Consider the following 15,693-nt stretch of genomic DNA (forward strand, 5'->3'; position numbering starts at 1 on the left):
CTTTTTATCACTAAACATATGACGAAAGTAATACCCCTATCGAGTACGAAAGTGAATAGAAAACAAGGATCGCCAAGAGTAGAATAAGTGCAGACATGACACAAGGAGTGCTGCACGAATGCTCGAATTAACGGATTTGACAAAGAAGTACGGCGATTTTACCGCTGTCAATCATATATCACTGCGCGTCGAAAAAGGAGAGATATTCGGTCTGCTGGGACCAAACGGTGCCGGTAAATCAACAACGGTGTCGATGATCAGCACCGTGCTCCCGCCTACGGGCGGAACAATCTGCATTGACGGAACCTCATTACAGGAGCAGCCTGCGGCCATAAAAAAAGTAATGGGAGTCGTCCCGCAGGAAATCGCTTTATATCAAGCGTTAAGCGCAAAGGATAATTTGGCTTTTTTCGGGAGTCTGTACGGACTTTCCGGTAAGGAACTTTGTAAACGGGTTGATGAAGTGCTGGACATCATCGAATTACAGGAACAGCGAAATCAAAGGATATCTGAGTTTTCAGGCGGCATGAAAAGACGGGTGAACATCGGGGCCGCGCTAATGAATGAACCGAAACTATTCATTTTAGATGAACCGACCGTCGGAATTGATCCGCAATCCAGACACCATATTCTTGAAACCGTGAAGACGTTAAATCAAGAAAAAGGGATGACCGTCATCTACACGAGTCATTACATGGAAGAGGTCGAATACCTCTGTGAAAAAGCGGCGATCATGGATCACGGCTCAATCATTGCCTGCGGGACGAAAGACGAATTGAAGCAGTCAGCCAAAGCCTCTGATACCCTGATCGTGAATGCAGAGGGTCTGAATGATGATGCCGTTAAAAAAATTCGCCGCATTCCCGGTGTTGCCGAGGCTGCTGTCAGCCAGCAGACCATTACGATGCTCGTCTCTGCGGCAGATCGCAATATCCTTGATATTGCGGATGATATCAGGAAGACCGGTATCACCATTAAGGGCATTCATTTCGAGGAAGCCAATCTGGAAAGCATTTTCCTCCGGCTCACCGGCAAAACGCTGCGGGATTCATAGGGGGCGTCATGAAAATATTATTCAGGCTGATCTTATTAGATTTTCGGTTATTGGCCGGAGCAAAGTCTTTCTATATAAAACTGATTCTGTTTCCGGCGCTGATGATTTTTATTTTAGGAACGGTTTTTCACGGCGATTCGAAAGTGAAGCCATTTCAGACCGCGTTTTATAATGCGGATCACGCGGAGAGTTCTTTGGGCGACGTATTAAAGAATGACGTGCTGAAACAAACTGATCTCATCCGTGTAAAAGACATAGGCAGTTTCCAAGAAGGGAAACAGCTTGTCGAAAGCGGCAAAGTCTCCGTTTTGGTATACGTGCCGAAAGGCTTTGCAAAAGCGGCAGAACACAATGAAAAAACAAGTATCAAAGTCATCTCGGACCAACAAGGCTCTGTAAACGGAGACATTGTGGAAATGATGGCTGATTCGTTTGTCACCAGAGTAAAAGCGGAGATCGGTGAAGAAAAAGCGGTGCTGAAGAAGTCGGGACATCTGTCAAAGGGAGATGCCAGCAAAATCATCAGCGGCCTTTCGGGTGAACAGGCTGTCACCATTCCGAAACAGTCGGCCGGCAATCATGCGGCTCCGATTGATGCGATGCAGTATTATTCAATCGCAATGGTCGTCATGTTCTCCATTATGACCGCGTTTGCGCTCATTCACGGGATAGTGGAAGAGAGACAGCAGCACACGTTATTCAGAATCAAATCAATGCCTGTTTTACGTATCCAGTACGTGGCGGGTAAGCTTTTGGGAATCATGCTTGCCATCCTTATGCAAATGGCTGCCGTCATCATCGCAAGCAGCATCTTGTATCAGGTAAAATGGGGCAATTTGTTTGAAATATTACTGGTTACGATCGTTTATTCATTTGCGATCGGCAGTATCGTGCTTCTTTGGGGGTTTACTGCAAAAAACCACGAGACCGTCTCAAGCATGGCGGCTCCCATTTTATACGGATTCAGTTTTTTAGGCGGAAGCTTTATCGCAAAAGACGGCTTGCCTGACAGTTTGAAAATCGTGCAGGAGCTGATACCGAACGGCAAAGCGATCAACAGCTATGTCAGTGTCACGCAGCATGCCGGTCTGAGCGGTATTTCGACGGATTTGGCAGAGCTTGCCGCCATTGGCGCCGTGTTTTTATGTTTGACCATCTGGGTGTTTAAACGGAAGGAGGCTGTTTCATGACGCAGCTGTTATTCATGATCAGACATCAGCTGAAACTGATGCTGCAAAATCGGGCTGCCATCTTTGCGACGATTTCCGCCCCGCTCCTTCTCACATATTTCTTTTCCTTTTCTGCGGATGGCAGTCAGCAGAAGGAAGTATATGTAGCTGATGAGGATCAGAGCGCCTATTCAGCGCAATTTATGAAAATGATTCAGAAAGCCGGCCATATAAAAGTCACGAAGGTCACGGAGGACGTATTAAAAACAAAGGTTCATCATCAGGATATATCCTTTGGATTGCTGATCGGCTCTCATTTTGAAGAGACATTATTTTCCGGAGATGAATTGAACGTTTCATTTATTCAGAATGAAGAAAAGGGTGATGCTGTTTTGACAGAGCAGCTGATTGCGCAGCAGGCGGGCGCGCTGAAAAAAATAGTCCGCGATGCAAAAGTGATATCCCGCACGCTGCACACCGACAGGAAGCAGGCGGCAGCTGATCTCTTGAAGGATATCCAGGATCATTCCGCCGTCAATGTTGATCGCCATCACGTTTATGAAGGCGGACAGGCAGCCGACAGACTTATCGGATTTTTAGTGATGTTTATCTGGTTCGTTGCAGTCCAAAGCCTGCGATCATTTATAGATGAACAAGAAAATCATACATATGACAGATTGCTGAGCACGCCCGTTTCCTATACGGCATATGCAATCTCTAAGTTTGCGGCGGCGTATCTTTTCGGACTTCTCCATATTATCGTGATCCTCGCTGCCGGAACATTCATGCTGCATATCCGTTTTGCTGATCATGTTTTTGCTGCGGGAGCGGTGCTTGCGGCCTGCTCGTTTGCGCTGACTGCTGTAACGATGGCCGTGATACCGTTCATGAAGAGCCAAAAGCAATTCACGTCGCTTGCTTCCGTTTTTATAGCTGTCACGGGTTTATTGGGAGGGGCTTTCTTCACATTAGACGCGGCTCCGGAGTACATGCGCATGCTGTCGTTGTTTACTCCTGAAAAATGGGCGATCGGCGCATTTCAAAACAATGGCGGAGGCAGCATGCAGATCGTGCCGCTGAGCCTGTTTCTTGCTGTCGGTGCAGCGTCATTGGTCTTATCACTTTATATGATAAGCCGTCATATGAAAAAAAACGGTTAGAAGGGTGGCTGCTTTGTATATGGCAGAAATGATCGGAATCATAGAATTGCTCGCGGGAGTTGCAATGAACGTATGGATCGGGCGGCTCGGAAAAACCTTTTTCGGTAAAGATGACAGAAGTTCGAGAGTCGTGTTAAGAATCTGCGGCATCTTTCTCATGATCAACGGCGTTTCAAGAGCGTTTCATATCTAGTTCACAAAGTGTTCCGGACTCTTTTATAAAATGTAATCTTTTTCCTTGTAAATCGTGTAAAATAGTATAGGATTCTACGAAAAGAATAAGAGGGGGAAGAAACATGAAAAAGAGACTCGTTATGCTATTCGCGGCGGCCGCCGCTGTTTTGTTGCTTGTGAGCGGGTTGTGGGCTCCATCAGCGTCTGCGGCGCCGGCTCCTGCTTTAACACAAATCCGTATTATCGGTGTGACGTCTGACGGTCAGAGTTACCAATGGGAAAATATCGGGCCGAACCAAATCAGCGCATCAAAACCGATGAAGGGTACAACGGGTTATTTAGCCGTATATTTCCAAGGGTATCCGAACAATAACACGATCCAGGCGTTTAACAACGGAACGAATATTACAAATCTTACGTCAAAAGCGCTGGAAGATGAATATACGAAAAACGGCAATATCGTTACAGGCTATATTAAATATTACAGTGTTCCTCTTTCTTATGTCAGTTCAGGAACATTCTCTTTCTCCGCAACGGGGCTGAACGGGCCGTACACTCCGTTAAGCAGCGGGTTTTTCTCCATTCAGGTACAGAGTTAAAACAGCCGCCCGGTGCTTTCATGTATAGTTTTTCTCTCTTTCCGGGAAGCTATTCTTAAAGAAAAGGGAGGGCTTACATGATGGACAGGACACTCGGATATTTGCGCGAGTCGCTTTCGAACCACTTGGAGCATGATGTGTGCCGGGGGATTTATAAAAAGCTTCAGGTGAAGCATTATGCAAATGAGGGCGAGTTTGTGAAAGATCTAAATGATCTGGAAATGGATGCGCTGAATCAGGTGCTTGAAAAGGAAATCAAATATGCTGAGAACGAGCAGGATGAGAAGCGCACGATGGAATTGAATGAAGTATATGAGCTCCTGTTTTAAAAAGCCTCCCGGCGGCCGGGAGGCTTTTTATTGTTTCGGAAACAGTTTACAGAATCATCCAACCCTTTGTATAATGGATAGTTGTGAAAAACACAGACGGAGGAGAAACATGAACGAAATAAAAAAACAGACGGTTCTTGAGTTGTCATCGGTTGAAAAAGCTTTGGTTTTTCTGATGCCGCCATTATTGGGGCTGGTCATCGGATGGTTTCTGCCGGTCATTGCGAAGTGGGCCGTAACATTGGATTGGCTGCCTGTTATCGGGCCGCTGGAAATGATCGCTTCTTTTCACGGATGGAAGGCTGCGGCTGCAACCGCCGTTATCGGCTTAATCGGGGGAATGTGGCTGACGCGGACTGTTTTTAAAGAATGTCTTACGGCGGTCGTGACGGACAGCGAGGTGTCCTTAACCATATATAATGAAGAAAGCGTGTTTTCGAAAGACAGCATTTCCGGTGTGTTTACGGATGAAAAGCATCTTGTCTTATTGGGGACTGAAGGGCAGGAGCTTTTTCGGGAGAAGCTTGAGCCCGCGGTTGAAAAAGCGGCTGATGCGTTTCGCGCGCATGGGTATGTCTGGCTGGGGACGGAAGATCCTTTTAAAGAAGAATACAAACGGTGGGTGCCGGACACGCCGGATTTGGAGCCAGGGGCAAATGCTCTTTTTAAAGCGAGAGAAAAGGCGCTGAAAGAGGAGGAAAAGGCTGATGCGAAAGAGCTGAAAGCGGAAATATCCAAACTGGGCATTACCGTGCGGGAGAAAGGATCGCGCCAATATTGGCGGATCTATCAAACGCCGTCTGCATAAAAAAAGCTGCCGCCGTTTGATACGGCCGGGCAGCCCGGGAACAGACTATTTCTTCTTGTCATCATAATATTGAACCGGGTACATGGAGCCTTCGGATACCATTTTGTTATCTTCAATATCTTCGGGATGCGGGTTGCCTGCTTTGTTGACGGGGAATGATTCAATATCCTGCTTCCCGGAGAGCGATGTTTTCATATTGCGGATAAAGTTCATCACCTTTTGGCGGTTGGATTTATCTTTGAGCAGGTAGGAAGTCACTCCGACAGTCGACACGGCAAGTCCTGAAATGAGCAGTTTTTGTTTCACGATAAAAACTCCTTTCTATTTCTGGCTTGCAGTAGTTATTCCCGCTTAACGGCTGTTTAAACATCGGAAGGGTAATTTTGGCTTTCTGCTTTAATGCGATAAAGATTGACAAAACTATTTTCAGAATAATATTATAAATATATGATAGCGCTGGAGTCATATTTTAATTGAAAGGTGTTAACTTTATGAATCAATTACATCGCAGAATGGGAACGTTTGCACTCATGATGGTCGGACTTGGGTCGATGATTGGCTCCGGCTGGTTATTCGGGGCGTGGCGGGCGGCTCAGATTGCGGGACCTGCCGCAATTATTTCCTGGATTATCGGTATGATCGTTATTTTGTTTATCGCACTTTCTTACAGTGAATTGGGTTCAATGTTCCCGGAAGCCGGGGGAATGGTAAAATATACTCAATATTCTCATGGATCATTTATTGGATTTATCGCAGGATGGGCAAACTGGATTGCGATTGTTTCCGTTATTCCGGTGGAAGCGGTTGCGTCTGTTCAATACATGAGCTCATGGCCGTGGGAATGGGCAAAATGGACAAGCAATCTCGTTCACAACGGCACTCTTACGGGAGAGGGGCTCGGCTTCGCATCCGTATTACTGATTATTTACTTTTTACTGAATTATTGGACAGTTAACTTATTTTCAAAAGCGAATTCATTGATTACCATCTTTAAAATCATTATTCCGGGGCTGACAATCGGAGCGCTGCTGTTTACCGGTTTTCACGGCGGAAACTTCACATCCGGTTCAAGCATTGCGCCGAACGGCTGGGCGAGCGTGCTGACGGCGGTGGCCACATCAGGTATCGTATTTGCGTTTAACGGGTTTCAAAGCCCGATTAATATGGCCGGAGAAGCAAAAAATCCCGGCAAATCGATTCCGATTGCGGTTGTCGGTTCGCTGCTGGTCGCAACCGTCATTTACGTCCTATTGCAAATCGCATTTATCGGTGCGGTTGAACCTTCCATGATCGTTCACGGCTGGAGTCACCTGAACTTCAACTCTCCATTTGCCGATTTGGCGATCGCATTGAATATCAACTGGCTTGTCATTATTCTTTATGCGGATGCGTTCGTATCTCCGTCAGGAACGGGTATCACTTATACCGCTACGACGTCACGCATGATTTACGGCATGGAAAAAAATAAATATATGCCGAGCATTTTCGGAAAGCTTCATCCGCTGTACGGCGTGCCGCGCCAAGCGATGATTTTCAACCTGGTCGTATCGTTTATCTTTCTGTTTTTATTCAGAGGATGGGGCGTGCTTGCTGAAATCATTTCCGTTGCGACGCTGATTTCTTATATCACGGGTCCCGTGACGGTGATGACGCTGCGGCGGACGGCGGCGGATTTGTACCGGCCTCTCCGTCTGAAAGGCCTCAGCGTGGTTGCACCGCTCGGCTTCGTGTTCGCGTCTCTCGTGCTGTATTGGGCGCGCTGGCCGTTAACAGGGCAGGTGCTGTTTATCATTTTGATCGGCCTTCCGATTTATTTCTACTACCAAGCGAAAGCGAAGTGGAAAGGATTCCGCAGAAACTTTAAAGGCGGCGTCTGGATGGTTGTCTATCTGCTCAGCATGATGGTCATTTCATGGCTCGGAAGTGAAAAATTCGGCGGTCTGAACATCATTCCGTACGGCTGGGATATGGGGCTGATCGCAATCGTTGCCCTTGCCTTCTATGCGTGGGCCCTGAAGAGCGGATTCAAGACTGAGTATTTGAAAGACGCCAAAGCAATCAACGATCAATTAAAAGGCGGACAGGCGGAAGCCGCTGCCGGAAAAGAATAATGATTGATAAAAACCTTGCGGTAACGTTCCCGCAAGGTTTTTTGATCGGGCAAAAAAACATGGGTTCGGCATCATCTCCGAACCCATGTGGCTTTATGATTTGTATTCTTTTTTAACCTTTTGGAATATATCCGCATAGTTCGTAAACACACCGGTTACGCCCCAATTCAGCAGACGGCGCATGTCCGCCTCGCTGTTTACGGTGTAAGGATGAAGCAGAAGGCCGTGGCTGCGAATGTTTCGGACATTTTGAGCGTTCAGCGCTTTGTAATCCGGTCCGATTCCGACGGCATATGTTTTAATGTCCGTTAAATCTGCGTCAGTCATTGACGTCATCTGTTCCGCTTCAAGCAATTGGACAGCGGGAAGTTTCGGATCGAGCTGTTTGATTTTCAGAAGGCTGTCCCTGCTGAAAGACTGAATGATAACTTGTCCAAGTTTCGCATGCTTACCTGCCAATTTGTATTTTTTCAGTGAAGCGATCAGTTTTTCTTCCATACCCGGATATGTTTCGGGCGCCTTTGTTTCAATATAATAGTTTGCATGTCTGCCGAACCGTTTTAACACGTCATCAAGTGTGGGAACGCGAAGTCCGGCGTATTGCGGTTTTGCTTTTTCCGGATAGGCCTTATTGAACCAAGAGCCGGCGTCGAGCTTTTGAATCTCGGCTAATGTATGATCCTTCACCCAGCCTTGTCCGTTTGTGGTGCGGTCCAGTTTTTCATCATGCATGACGATCAGCTTGCCGTCTTTTGTCATTTGTAAATCCAGCTCAATATAGTCAGCCTTCATTTTTTGCGCAGTTTCATAAGAAAGGATCGTGTGCTCCGGGACATATCCCGAAGCACCGCGATGGGCAATGGTCAAAATTCTGTCAGGAGACAAGAGGTTTCCTTTTCCCGCCGCTGATACAGGCGTGACGATGAATGACAATAAACCGAATGAAAGCAATACCAAAGCAAACAATTTATGTTTCCGCATGTTTTCTTCCCCCTTAAAAATCAATATCTGTCTCTAGTGTAGAAAATCGTTGTAAATGCTGTACTGCAAAAATATTAATCTTTTATGTTGTTTTCTTACACATGCTCCGCCCGCTTGCCCGTATTCCACGTCATAGCCAAGAAGACGATGGACAGCACGCATGAGGAGATAAGCATGATAAAGCCGCCGTTCCAGTCAAAGCGGTCTACGACATAACCCATGATGGCGTTGGCGAAAGCAGAGCCTCCGATGTAGCCGAAAAACCCGGTTAAGCCGGCTGCCGTTCCCGCCGCTTTTTTAGGCGCAAGGTCAATGGCCTGAAGCCCGATCAGCATGACAGGTCCATAGATTAAGAACCCAATGCTGATCAGCGCGATATTATCGATGAGCGGATGACCGGCAGGGTTAAGCCAGTAGACCAATACAGCGATAAATACGCCGGCCATGAACAGTACGCCTGCCGGCGCGCGGCGGCTTTTGAAAAACCGGTCGCTGATCCAGCCGCACAAAATCGTTCCCGGAATTCCCGCATATTCATAAAGGAAATAAGACCATCTGGAATCTTCAGGAGAGAACCCTTTCGCTTCCGTCAAATAAGTCGGCGCCCAGTCAACGACACCGTACCGCACGAAATAAACAAAGACATTGGCAAATGCGATATACCACAGAAACTTATTATTCAGCACGTATTTGAAAAGAATTTCTTTGGTCGTCATCTCTTTTTCCTGGTCTTTGAACGCATGCTTCGGATAGTCATTCCGGTATTCTTCAATCGGCGGAAGCCCGCAGGATTGCGGCGTGTCCCGAACGAGAAGAACAATCACAAATGAAATGACGATGGCGATAATCGCCGGAAAGAAAAACACGCTTTTCCAAGTAACAAACATGGCGATGCCGAGAGTCACGAGCGGGGCGAGAATACCTCCGCCTATGTTATGGGCGACATTCCATATCGACATTTTCGTGCCGCGTTCACTGATGGAAAACCAATGAGCCATCGTCCGTCCGCAAGGCGGCCAGCCCATTCCTTGAAACCATCCGTTAATAAACATAAAAATAAACATAATCGTCACGCTTGACGTGACCCACGGCATGGAAACAAATAAAATGTTTACGACACCTGACAAAAACAGACCCGTCGCAAGGAAATACCTCGGGTTGCAGCGGTCAGACACCATCCCCATAATAAATTTACTGAAGCCGTAAGCGATTGATACGGCCGCAAGCACCAAGCCAAGTTCCCCTTTTGAAAACCCTTGTTCCTGAAAATAAGGAATAGCGAAGGCAAAGTTTTTGCGAAGCAAATAATACCCGGCATACCCGATGAAAATCCCCAAAAATACTTGCAGCCTGAGCCGTTTATAGGCCGCATCCGTCTTTGAATCATCCAATCTCTCAATATGCGGAGCCGGCTTAAACAATTGAAACATCATATCCTCCCCTTTGCTGAACGTCTATCATGATGTATGTATGACTCCTTTCCTTGAAAATGACAAAAAGAACCAGAAATCACCCTTGTGAAAGGGCGGGGTTTCCTGGTTCTCCTCATCTCCATCCAAAAATCATTAACTTGTGTATGATAGCGCTTTCTTAAATTATCACAGTCTGACGTGAATGTAAACGCTTTAAGGAAAGTTTTCATTTTTTTGAATAAATAACCGGAGGGAAAATCAGCCGGAGCGCGAAAGATTTGAAGTACTCGATTTTGTACTCAGGCATAAGATGTGTTAGGCCGGACTAAGAAAAGCGAAGGGAGTGCATCTGTTGATTGATGAATTGGATTTTGCGTTCGGTGTTCTGCCGCTTTGTATCATCATCTTGTCAGTCGCCGGAACGTACCTGTTTAAAAACGCGTTCATTATGCCGGCTGCCGCTTTGGCCGTTTGCCTTATATGCACCTTTACCGTATTGAATTTCTCGTTTATCGGGTGGGCCGTTGTGTATACGCTTGTCTCTTTCGCGTTATCGCATATTACGATGGTGGTGATCAGCCAAAATAAAAAATAGGATCGGCGGCAGCCGATCCAGCTATCATAAGCAGAGATGCGCTCTCTGCTTTGTTTTATTTATGAATGTGCAGGAATTCCTTGATGACCGCGGTCTGTTCTTCTTTCGGATAGCTTCTGTACAGATGGCTGGTTAAGCGGACGGGGTCACCGAAGAAGTACCGCTCATAGTGTGTCTGTCTTGTTCCAAAGGGGCTCATGGTCAAATCCCATGCGAGGCGGAACACTTTTACCCGGTCCTCAGCGTTCAATTCGGCCGCCTGCAAATATTGGTCAAGGTCTCCTCTGATGTCAGAACGGAACGCTTTTTCAGTCGGCAAAGTCACCATTCCGCTTGCCCCGATCAGCTGAATGATTTCCGTGAAGCGCGGGTAGATGTCGGGAAAAATCGCGCTGACCACACGAAGCGGAGTGACACTCGGACGCATATAACCCCATTCATCTGTTTCCGCATCATTCTCCGACTTTTCCAAAAGGGCTTTCATCGTTTCCAGACCGGTGATGATTTCAGCCATCTTAGCCTGAATATGCTGATATTCGCCCACATCTATCGCTTCGACAAGCGTTTGGGCGAGGCCCAGGAGAAACTCCGTCTTTACAATTTGTCTCGTAATGACTTGATGAAATGCGAAGGCGTTAAAAGAGCTTTTCATATTAAAATCAAAAGCCGCCTCGTAATTATTATAAAAAAATACGCGTTCCCAAGGGACCAAAACGTGATCAAATACAACGATAGAATCCATTTCTTCATATCTTGAGCTGAGCGGATAATCAAACGATGATTTTCCGAGTACGAAAGATTCCCTGCAGATGAATTTTACTCCCTTTGTATTGGAAGGGATTGAAAAAGCGAACGCTTCATCCGATTCAAAATACATTTTAGGCAGAGAAACCACGAGCACTTCATCCGTCAGGCCGCCTTGTGTGGCTAAAATCCGGGCGCCGTGTATGATGAGGCCTTTTTCATTTTTATCGACGACTTTTGCCGAGATAGGTGTCGGCGATACGTTTACACCCATTTGTGAACGATTCACCTGAGGGGTGATAAACGTGTGCGTAAAAGAAAGATCCTGTGCAGCAGCGCGTTCGTACAGCGCTTGAACATGTTCCGGAAAACAATGATCGCGGTCTTTCAAAAGCGCGGCGGAGGAGGCGAAGCTCATCAGCACGGTATTCATATAATCCGGGCTTCGTCCCATCATTCCGTGCGTGTGTCTGGCCCAATGTTCGAACATGTTTCTTCTTCTTTTTACGTCTTCTTTCGTTTTCGGCTGCAGGTATGAAAGCCCGGCCCGTTCTTTTTTACCGGGAAGACTGTAAGTCATTTGATCTTTCATGTCCGGTTTCGTTTGCAAATCATAAAGAGAGCGCTTCGTTTCCAGAAGGCCCTTAAATGCGGGATGTTCAGAAATCTGTCCCTCGATCTTTTCACCATCAAGCCAAATCTCATTTCCAAGCTGATTTAATCGGTCAATGAACATTTTGCCATTAATGATACCCATCATGTCGCCCTTCTTTCTTTGCAGATCCACTACCTCATTATATTGAAAACGAAATTGGGTGTTCCGGTTATTTCCAAAGGGGAAGGGCCTTTTTTGATAAGGGGGGTGAAGGGATTGCATAATAAAAAAACCCCTTAAGCAGAGGGGTTTTTAACTGATCATGTCTTTGTATCGTTGTTCGAGGACGAAGTCTATCATTCCGGTGATACGGGTGTTTTCAGATTTTTGTCTGAAACGGTCAGACACTTGGATTTTTCTTGAAAACGGAAATACAGCAATAATCCAAACAAGGCCGGCCAGGCCGAAAACCATCTGCAGAGCCATTTCAATCAAATCATTAAAATGAGTGCTGAAAAAAAAGATATATAACGTGATGAATGTGACTGTACATACGATTTTGACAGTATGTTGGAAGGTGAGGGGCGGTTCAGTGAAACACATTTTCATTTGATTCAGTGTGAGCGAATCTTGTTTCATTAAGTATGTAAGCAGTTCTTCGTCATTTTGACTTCGCGGAATCAAATCGGTTTCTATTTTTTGAACGGTGTCCTTGTATGTCTGCATATCAATCTTCATGCGAATCCTCCTTTAGAAATAACTCCAAGAATACTCATTGAGCATTCCTGGAGCAAGGAGCTGCCTGTTCAATTATAGAAATAGTGATAAAACCGTGCTGAACAAGGCTGCAGCTCCTCCTAATTCAGGTGCTAAAACGACTAAAGCACCGATCCCTACAATAACAATAATTCCTGCGCCTGCAATAGCCATGGTATTCACGACAGAATCCCAATCCGGGGAGTACACCTCTTCGGAATCCGGCAACCTGAAGCTCTTTTGTTTTATTTTAAATGTAATGGTAGTTGTTAGTCCAGTTGTAGCACTGTCACCGACCGGAATATCAGGTGTATAAATTTTAAATTGAATATTCAGCGATCCTGCAGCCGGATTGACATACACTTCTAAATAACCGTTGCGGACTGACAAGCTCAGACTGTTAAGCAGGTTTTGATAGGAATCAATTTGTGATGCTGTAAAAGAGACTTGTGAATCTCCCATCAGACCGGTAATATAAGCTCCCGGTTTGCCATTTGTAATGGTAACTGTGTTGGGAGAACCTTCGCTTGGCACTGTTGCCAAAAGTGAAGTAGATAAAAGAATATCCATTTCAGGTGATGCATAAATGGTTTCTGTCTTGTCGAATTCAAACATGGCATTCGCAAGATTCGATATATTTTCTAAAGCAGGAATGGTTGTTAAAATATCCGTCAGTGTGCGCAGTCTTGCATCATACACGGGATCAGAAGGCGGATGGACGCTGCTTGCACCCGAGTCTTTTCCGGAGTATCCGTCTTTGTCAATGGCGACTTTTCCCGCTCCGCTTCCGATTGATCCTTCATAAAATTGATCAAAAGCCCAGTTTTTCGGCATCGGGTATCCGAGGTTGCCGCTGAATCCGGTCGACATGTTAGCCGTAAAGCTATATTTGGTCAGACCTGCTTCTGACGTCCGGATACAAATGTTTCTCGGTCCGTATACGCCGATTTCATATTTCGGCGCAGTTGAGAACGCCTGCATTTTCATAAAAGCTGACTTGATTTCTTGAAAGTAAGGGATGATTTTATCCGTGACTTCATAATCATACGCATCGAAATCGACCGCAAAGTAAATGGTCGTTCCTGACGGAAAACCTAATCTTCGGGCGGCTGATGCAGCGCTGTACGCATCTCTCGTTCCTTGGTCTTTTACAAAATAAGAAGATTCATAGCCGCCGTCCTGATAAATCGGAAACACGCTTAAGCCGGCATTGAAAATCGTGGAAAGTTCTTTTGACGTTAACGCTTTCGATGTCAGTCCGCTGCTTGTCCGCACATTCCCGGTCAGATATCTTCCCACGATCTTATAGCCATTCTCACGCAAAGTTTTGGCCGTATCTGCCGTCAAAATGGCAGCGGTGTCACAAGCTGAAGCAGCCCGCGTTGTGTCGCCTGAGCTTGATAATAAAGCTTTAATCGTCGGCATGTCCGCATAACCAGTCTGCGGCAGGCACATAAACTTTTGGAAAGCTTTCACTGCCGATACAACTCCGACGCCGTATTTTCCGTCGAATTCACCGGGGTCAAATGATTTCCCATTACAGTAAAGCGCGTATTGAACAATCAAAACAAAGCCTGTCCGTGAATCGCCGGGAGTCAAGGTAGGGCATAAGCTGGTCGTTCCGTTTCCGAAAAATCCATTGGCGACGCTTGTGCTCATGCCTTCTTCTTTTTGCAGGGCATAAATGAGAGCCTTGTTTGTATCGCGGGCATATAAGCCGTCACAAGGCATCAAGCCGATGTAGTCATTGTAATCCCGGTTCAGGTTCTGCTGGATTTGGCGGATTCTTTTGTCGCCTCCCGCTACTAACCGAAAAGCGCTCATATCCAGCAAGGCTTTCATAATGAGTGCCGTGACGATGCCGTCTTGCTTAGTGAGCCCGGCCGCTTTTTGAAACTCTTTTACAGCGCTTTCGGTATTTTCATAGAAAACGCCTGAAAATCCGCCGGGGTTAAAACCTTTACACCACAGCGCCCCCTGCAGAATGTAATTCATGTTTGTCGGCTTAGAATCGGGAGCCTGCTTTTTCAACGGCTTAAACAATCTTTGTGTCGTCGGTCCGAAGTTATCGGCAGGTTCTGAAATACCAAGCTCAATTTGAAGCGCCCGTGTCAGACCGTAAATGGTATCCCAGCCCGTTTTTCCGTTTTCCGGCACTTTGTTGTACCCGTGTCTGCCTTTGTACGTCTCATTCAGCCATTGTTGTGTTTCCAGGACCATTTCGTCCATTGCAATCCCTCCATTATGTGTATTGTGCGTTCATTCATAGGTGGCAAACGTATGACAGTTTGTCATGGGTGCAGGGGTTTATCCAAGGAGCGCCCCATCACGGCAGCAGAACAAACGCCGAAAGAGAGGCATTGATAGGAAAAGACCTCGCTATGACAATTGATACAAAAACAACAAAATGAATAGCGGTTTAAAGTAACTTTATCACTTAATCAAAAATGACAAGAATCATAAGTAGTAGTCATATAGTCATTTTAAGGGCTGTTCACATCTCTTCCTGCGGTCAAAATGGTTAGTTGGACGGATTTATGATTGGCTATATTGTCATTAACATAAATAGGGTAAATAGTTACAGGAAGGAAGGATTTTCTCGATGAAAAGCAAAAAGATTTTTAAGTCGCTCATCATTATTTTTACTCTTTTAATCAGCGGAATTGGTTTTATGGGTTTTTCTTCTCCGCAAAAAGCAGAGGCTAAAGACTGGCTTCATACTTATAAAAGCGGGTATTTCACTAACTATGTGATCAATACATATCACCCTAAATTCACTAAAACGACAAAAAAGTACACCTTGAGAGCCGTGACTTTTAAATCCAACAGTAAAGGGAAGGGCACGTATAAAATATACGTCCAAAAGCAAGTCAACGGCAAAGGTGCCTGGAAAACAATCAAAACCGCCAATGCAAAGAAAAATGGAACGACTTATTTTGAAACGCCTTCGTTAAAAAAAGGAGATTCATACAGATTTAAAATGGTCAATCAGGGTTCGAAAAAACGTGTCAATTATAGTGCAAGATGGATTGTATTCGCTTCATAATGCTGATCTTCCGGTCTATAAAGTTTTAGCTGCTGCAGCTGCGGCAGCTTTTTATTTTGTCCGGAGCTCAACCGCCAGGGAGCCTGCACCTGTCTCTTCGGGCGTACGTTTGTATTTCACCGCATCATTCTGGATTATGCGGAAAGGTACATCGCTTCAA

The 15,693-nt window shown here is 45.8% G+C and carries 16 protein-coding genes; 10 read left to right on the forward strand and 6 right to left on the reverse strand.

The genetic code is table 11. The features are described from left to right. The first annotated feature begins 118 nt into the window (after positions 1-118). The 7 genes from BGM27_RS17365 (at position 119) to BGM27_RS17395 (ending at position 5,293) form a co-directional block, all read left to right on the forward strand. Positions 119-1,054 carry an ABC transporter ATP-binding protein gene (locus tag BGM27_RS17365; protein ID WP_007408984.1) on the forward strand — a complete coding sequence of 312 codons (936 nt, stop codon included), beginning with the start codon at positions 119-121 and terminating at the stop codon, positions 1,052-1,054. A gap of 8 nt (positions 1,055-1,062) precedes the next feature. Then, the gene (locus tag BGM27_RS17370; protein WP_007408985.1) at positions 1,063-2,244 is read left to right on the forward strand and encodes an ABC transporter permease; all 1,182 of its coding nucleotides are present in this window, start codon (positions 1,063-1,065) and stop codon (positions 2,242-2,244) included. Beyond that, on the forward strand, positions 2,241-3,383 hold the full coding sequence (locus BGM27_RS17375; RefSeq protein WP_007408986.1) for an ABC transporter permease: 1,143 nt from the start codon (positions 2,241-2,243) through the stop codon (positions 3,381-3,383). The genes BGM27_RS17370 and BGM27_RS17375 overlap by 4 nt, the downstream gene beginning before the upstream one ends. Before the next feature lie 13 nt (positions 3,384-3,396). After that, on the forward strand, positions 3,397-3,576 hold the full coding sequence (locus BGM27_RS17380; RefSeq protein ID WP_032865246.1) for a hypothetical protein: 180 nt from the start codon (positions 3,397-3,399) through the stop codon (positions 3,574-3,576). Positions 3,577-3,679: 103 nt separating this feature from the next. Next, positions 3,680-4,156: a DUF4879 domain-containing protein gene (locus BGM27_RS17385; protein ID WP_007408988.1), complete on the forward strand. Its 477-nt coding sequence runs from the start codon at positions 3,680-3,682 to the stop codon at positions 4,154-4,156. 80 nt (positions 4,157-4,236) lie between these two features. Further along, entirely contained in the window at positions 4,237-4,485 is a 249-nt protein-coding gene (locus tag BGM27_RS17390) for a sigma-G-dependent sporulation-specific acid-soluble spore protein CsgA (protein WP_007408989.1), read from the forward strand. A 109-nt stretch (positions 4,486-4,594) separates the two neighbouring features. Further along, positions 4,595-5,293 carry a YqeB family protein gene (locus BGM27_RS17395; RefSeq protein ID WP_020953865.1) on the forward strand — a complete coding sequence of 233 codons (699 nt, stop codon included), beginning with the start codon at positions 4,595-4,597 and terminating at the stop codon, positions 5,291-5,293. Between the two features lie 45 nt (positions 5,294-5,338). On the opposite strand, the gene BGM27_RS17400 is transcribed toward BGM27_RS17395, so the two are convergent. Next, a complete protein-coding gene (locus BGM27_RS17400) occupies positions 5,339-5,599 on the reverse strand; it encodes a hypothetical protein (protein ID WP_003156732.1) in 261 nt (86 codons plus the stop codon). 185 nt (positions 5,600-5,784) lie between these two features. Between BGM27_RS17400 and BGM27_RS17405 the strand changes: the two genes are divergently transcribed. After that, on the forward strand, positions 5,785-7,404 hold the full coding sequence (locus tag BGM27_RS17405; RefSeq protein ID WP_007408992.1) for a glutamate/serine transporter AimA: 1,620 nt from the start codon (positions 5,785-5,787) through the stop codon (positions 7,402-7,404). Positions 7,405-7,497: 93 nt separating this feature from the next. Here the strand turns inward: BGM27_RS17405 and BGM27_RS17410 are convergent, their stop codons facing one another. Then, complete coding sequence (locus BGM27_RS17410; protein ID WP_007408993.1) at positions 7,498-8,385, reverse strand: glycerophosphodiester phosphodiesterase; 888 nt, start codon at positions 8,383-8,385, stop codon at positions 7,498-7,500. Positions 8,386-8,480: 95 nt separating this feature from the next. Further along, positions 8,481-9,815, reverse strand: a complete 1,335-nt coding sequence (gene glpT, locus BGM27_RS17415; protein ID WP_003156725.1) for a glycerol-3-phosphate transporter — start codon at positions 9,813-9,815, stop codon at positions 8,481-8,483. A gap of 334 nt (positions 9,816-10,149) precedes the next feature. Here glpT and BGM27_RS17420 point away from each other — a divergent pair, with 334 nt between their 5' ends. After that, positions 10,150-10,392 carry a DUF2651 family protein gene (locus BGM27_RS17420; protein ID WP_007408994.1) on the forward strand — a complete coding sequence of 81 codons (243 nt, stop codon included), beginning with the start codon at positions 10,150-10,152 and terminating at the stop codon, positions 10,390-10,392. Positions 10,393-10,447: 55 nt separating this feature from the next. On the opposite strand, the gene hpaB is transcribed toward BGM27_RS17420, so the two are convergent. The 3 genes from hpaB to BGM27_RS17435 form a co-directional block, all read right to left on the reverse strand. Then, on the reverse strand, positions 10,448-11,893 hold the full coding sequence (hpaB, locus tag BGM27_RS17425) for a 4-hydroxyphenylacetate 3-monooxygenase, oxygenase component (RefSeq protein WP_007408995.1): 1,446 nt from the start codon (positions 11,891-11,893) through the stop codon (positions 10,448-10,450). Between the two features lie 150 nt (positions 11,894-12,043). Further along, positions 12,044-12,469: a hypothetical protein gene (locus tag BGM27_RS17430; protein WP_007408996.1), complete on the reverse strand. Its 426-nt coding sequence runs from the start codon at positions 12,467-12,469 to the stop codon at positions 12,044-12,046. Positions 12,470-12,541: 72 nt separating this feature from the next. Next, positions 12,542-14,716 carry a glycoside hydrolase domain-containing protein gene (locus tag BGM27_RS17435; protein ID WP_007408997.1) on the reverse strand — a complete coding sequence of 725 codons (2,175 nt, stop codon included), beginning with the start codon at positions 14,714-14,716 and terminating at the stop codon, positions 12,542-12,544. Positions 14,717-15,089: 373 nt separating this feature from the next. Between BGM27_RS17435 and BGM27_RS17440 the strand changes: the two genes are divergently transcribed. Further along, the gene (locus BGM27_RS17440; RefSeq protein WP_007408999.1) at positions 15,090-15,533 is read left to right on the forward strand and encodes a Ser-Thr-rich GPI-anchored membrane family protein; all 444 of its coding nucleotides are present in this window, start codon (positions 15,090-15,092) and stop codon (positions 15,531-15,533) included. Positions 15,534-15,693: the final 160 nt, after the last annotated feature.

The sequence above is a fragment of the Bacillus sp. FJAT-27001 genome (assembly GCF_019039175.1).
Taxonomy (GTDB): Bacteria; Bacillota; Bacilli; order Bacillales; family Bacillaceae; genus Bacillus; species Bacillus velezensis.